The sequence below is a fragment of the Bartonella sp. AP258QHHD genome, from assembly GCF_042196145.1.
In the GTDB taxonomy this organism is placed as follows: Bacteria; Pseudomonadota; Alphaproteobacteria; order Rhizobiales; family Rhizobiaceae; genus Bartonella.
The window spans coordinates 1-1165 of sequence record NZ_JBHIPR010000052.1 but is presented as its reverse complement, the minus strand read 5'-3'; the positions used below and the strand labels follow the sequence as shown (position 1 = coordinate 1165).

Sequence of the window (1165 nt, the reverse complement as noted above, 5' to 3'; positions counted from 1 at the left end):
ACCACATCTTGTGAATTCATTGCGGGTCGCTCTTAACGCGCTTCATAAATATTTTGACAGAAAAACTAAATGGTAAATGTTGTATGTTGTTTCTTTCGCTATGACGCGAAACGTTTTTCTGTACAATTCGTTGTATTTGTATTANATCTCTATAGACAGTATAATCTTTATGCAGCAATACAATATATTGTTGTCGAAGACAAAACATTACCACATCTTGTGAATTCATTGCGGGTCGCTCTTAACGCGCTTCATAAATATTTTGACAGAAAAACTAAATGGTAAATGTTGTATGTTGTTTCTTTCGCTATGACGCGAAACGTTTTTCTGTACAATTCGTTGTATTTGTATTACAGTGAATACAAATATGAGGATTGTGTTATGACGATATCTATTCGATTGCCAAGTGATCTCGAAACACGTTTGAATAATTTAGCTGCTAAGACAGGACGTACAAAGTCTTTTTATTTACGCGAGATTATTGAACATGGAATAGAGGAAGCAGAGGATTATTATTTAGCTTCACAAGTAAGAGAGCGCGTTCGAAGGGGAGAGGGTACTTTTTATAGCTCTGAAGAGGTGAGGAAAGAGCTTGGCTTGGACGATTAGGTGTTAGAAAACTGAAGCAAAGTCTGGACAAATATTTTTCACAAAAGCGCATAATCGTATTGGTTTATAACAAATATTCTACCAAATGCTCGTAGGATTTGTTGTAATGAAAATCTTTATTTTCGAAAATTGTCTCCTGCTTTTCGATATGAAATTGTTTGTATTCTTCCTTTATAGCTTTTTTCAGTGCATTCACCTTTTCTTCACCGAAGATAATTTGTAGTTTCTCTCTTGAATTTATTATATTTACGAGCATATCCCAATAGATAAATCTATTATAGCATTTTTTACTTGCTGATTTAATTTGTTCTATTGTTCCTAATTTATAAGTTTTCTCAAATGTTGGAATATTTTCAGAAATGTATAGATTATAATTATCTTTTTCATTTATGAGTTCTTTATCTTTCTCTTTACACTCATTTACCTTCCATTTTACCTCTTCGGTATAACGGTCTTCATCTAAAGAAATATATCCTTCTGTAACAGTTTCAAGAAGACGCTTATAATGAATAAAAATTTCTCTTGCTATTCTATAGTCATCCGAAATGTCATACAA

At 32.3% G+C, this 1165-nt stretch carries 1 protein-coding gene and 1 pseudogene; one reads left to right on the top strand and one right to left on the bottom strand.

The genetic code is table 11. From position 1 onward, the window contains the following. The first annotated feature begins 381 nt into the window (after positions 1 to 381). Positions 382 to 609 carry a DUF6290 family protein gene (locus ACFIMM_RS05950; protein ID WP_375633767.1) on the top strand — a complete coding sequence of 76 codons (228 nt, stop codon included), beginning with the start codon at positions 382 to 384 and terminating at the stop codon, positions 607 to 609. 64 nt (positions 610 to 673) lie between these two features. Here the strand turns inward: ACFIMM_RS05950 and ACFIMM_RS05945 are convergent. After that, positions 674 to 1165 (bottom strand): annotated as a pseudogene (locus tag ACFIMM_RS05945) (hypothetical protein); the annotation flags it as partial.